Source organism: Streptomyces sp. FH025 (genome assembly GCF_017427025.1).
In the GTDB taxonomy this organism is placed as follows: domain Bacteria; phylum Actinomycetota; class Actinomycetes; order Streptomycetales; family Streptomycetaceae; genus Kitasatospora.
The window spans coordinates 1-2,394 of the sequence record NZ_JAFLNG010000943.1 but is presented as its reverse complement, the minus strand read 5'-3'; the positions used below and the strand labels follow the sequence as shown (position 1 = coordinate 2,394).

General features: G+C 72.5%; 2 protein-coding genes. One reads left to right on the top strand and one right to left on the bottom strand.

Annotated features, from left to right (window positions below):
* The first annotated feature begins 38 nt into the window (after nucleotides 1-38).
* Complete coding sequence (locus tag J0670_RS35960; protein ID WP_207816880.1) at nucleotides 39-872, top strand: MerR family transcriptional regulator; 834 nt, start codon at nucleotides 39-41, stop codon at nucleotides 870-872.
* A gap of 9 nt (nucleotides 873-881) precedes the next feature.
* Here J0670_RS35960 and J0670_RS35955 read toward each other — a convergent pair.
* A partial coding sequence (locus J0670_RS35955) for a 3-hydroxyacyl-CoA dehydrogenase family protein (protein WP_207816878.1) occupies nucleotides 882-2,394 on the bottom strand: 1,513 nt, incomplete at its 5' end.

Below are 2,394 nucleotides of genomic sequence, written 5' to 3'. Positions count from 1 at the left end.
GCTGTTACAGCGGGAATGTGACAGTGCGGAGGCGACAGATGGGGGCGGACCGGGTCGTGGGGGGCGGTGTGACGGACGACGGCGGTGTGACAGGCGACGGCGATGTGACGGCCGACGGCCATGTGGTGGCCGACGAGGTGCGGCTGACGGTGGACGAGCTGGCGGCACGGGCCGGGGTGACCGTGCGGACGGTGCGGTTCTACGGGACGAAGGGGCTGCTGCCGCCGCCGGAGCTGGGGCCCCGTCGGGTGGGCCTGTACGGGGCTGCGCACCTGGACCGGCTGGGACTGATCGAGGAGTTGCAGCGGCAGGGGCTGACGCTGGCCGCGATCGAGCGCTACCTGGCCCGGCTGCCGGAGGACAGCACGCCGCTGGACCTGGCGATCCACCGCGCGCTGGTGGCCTCCTGGACGCCCGAGGCGGTCGAGGAGCTGGGCCGGGCGCAGCTTGAGCGCCGGGCCGGGCAGGGACTGTCGGAGGAGCAGGTGGAGCGTCTGGCCGCGATGGGGGCGCTGGAGCGCACCGAGGACCCGGAAGTGTTCCGGGTGGACCCGGGCCTGCTGCCGCTGGGCGTGCGGGTCCTGGACGTACCGATCCCGCTGGAGACGCTGCTGGCCGCCCGGGCGGTGGTGCTGGAGCACAGCCGGGCCACGGCCCGGGAGTTGCAGCGGCTGTTCCGGGAGACGGTGTGGAAGCCGTACCGGGAGAGCGAGCCAGCCCCGGAGGAACTGGCCCGGATGAAGGCGCTGACCGACCACATCCAGCCGATGGTCGCGCAGGCACTGGTCACCGCGTTCCAGCGGTCGCTGCGGGAGGAGCTGGGTGAGGCCGTGCGGGGCACGGCCTCACCCGACACCACGGAGAACCGCTAGGCGCGTCACTCAGCCCGCGAGGTCCGTGGAAGCCGTGGCAGCCGTGGAGTCCCCAGAGCCCGCAGAGCCCGTGACAGCCGTGGAGCCCGCGGCAGCCGTGGAGTCCGTGAAGGTCCGCCCCTCCGCCGCGATCCGCTCCAGCAGCGCCGGCGGCGCGAACCGCTCGCCGTACGCGGCGGCGAGTTCGCGGGCGCGGGCCGCGAAGCCGGCCGGGCCGCCCTCGTAGCCGTTGATGTACTGGAACACGCCGCCCGTCCAGGCCGGGAAGCCGATGCCCAGGATCGAGCCCACGTTGGCGTCGGCGACCGAGGTCAGCACGCCCTCCTCCAGGCAGCGCACCGAGTCCAGCGCCTCGCTGAACAGCATCCGCTCCTTGAGGTCCTCGAACGGCACGTCGGCCGGGTCCCCGCCGTCGGCACGCGAGAAGTGCTCCAGCAGCCCGGGCCAGAGCCGGCCGCGTCGGCCGTCCTCGCCGTACTCGTAGAAACCCGCGCCACCGCTGCGCCCGGGGCGGCCGAACTCGTCGACCATCCGGTCGATCACCGCGTCCGCCGGGTGCGGCGTCCAGCTGCCGCCGACGGCCTCGACCGAGCGCCGGTACTCGTCGCGGATCTTGCGCGGCAGGGTGAGGGTGAGCTCGTCCATCAGGGAGAGCACCTTGGCGGGGTAGCCGGCCTGGGCGGCGGCCTGCTCGACGGAGGCGGGGTGGATGCCCTCGCCGACCATGGCCACGCCCTCGTTGATGAACTGGCCGATCACCCGGGAGGTGAAGAAGCCGCGCGAGTCGTTGACCACGATCGGCGTCCTGTCGATCTGCCGGACCAGGGCGAAGGCCCGGGCGAGCGCCTCGTCGCCGGTCTGCGGGCCGCGGATGATCTCGACCAGGCGCATCTTGTCGACCGGCGAGAAGAAGTGCAGGCCGATGAAGTCGCGGGTGCGCTGGACGCCTTCGGCGAGCAGGCCGATCGGCAGGGTGGAGGTGTTGGAGCAGAGCAGCGCGTCGGGGGCGACGACGCCTTCGACCTCCTGGAACACCTTGTGCTTGAGCTCGGTGTTCTCGAAGACGGCCTCGATGACCGCGTCGCAGTCGGCCAGGTCGGCGGCCTCGGCGGTGGGGGTGATCCGGGCGAGCAGGGCGTCGCGCTTGGCCTCGGTGGAGCGGCCGCGGGCGATGGCCTTGTTCAACAGCCCCTCGGAGTAGGCCTTTCCGCGTTCGGCGGCCTCGACGCTCACGTCCTTGAGCATGACGTCGATGCCGGCCTTGGCGCAGGCGTAGGCGATGCCGGCGCCCATCATCCCGGCGCCGAGCACGGCGACCTTGCGGACCGTCCGCTTCTCGACGTCCTTCGGGCGCCCGGCACCGGAGTTGACCGCCAGCATGTCGAAGAACAGCGCCTGGATCATGTTCTTGCTGGTCTGCCCGCAGGCCAGCTCGGTGAAGTAGCGGGCCTCGATGACCATCGCGGTGTCGACGTCGACCTGGGCGCTCTCCACCGCGGCGGCCAGCACGTTGCGCGGGGCC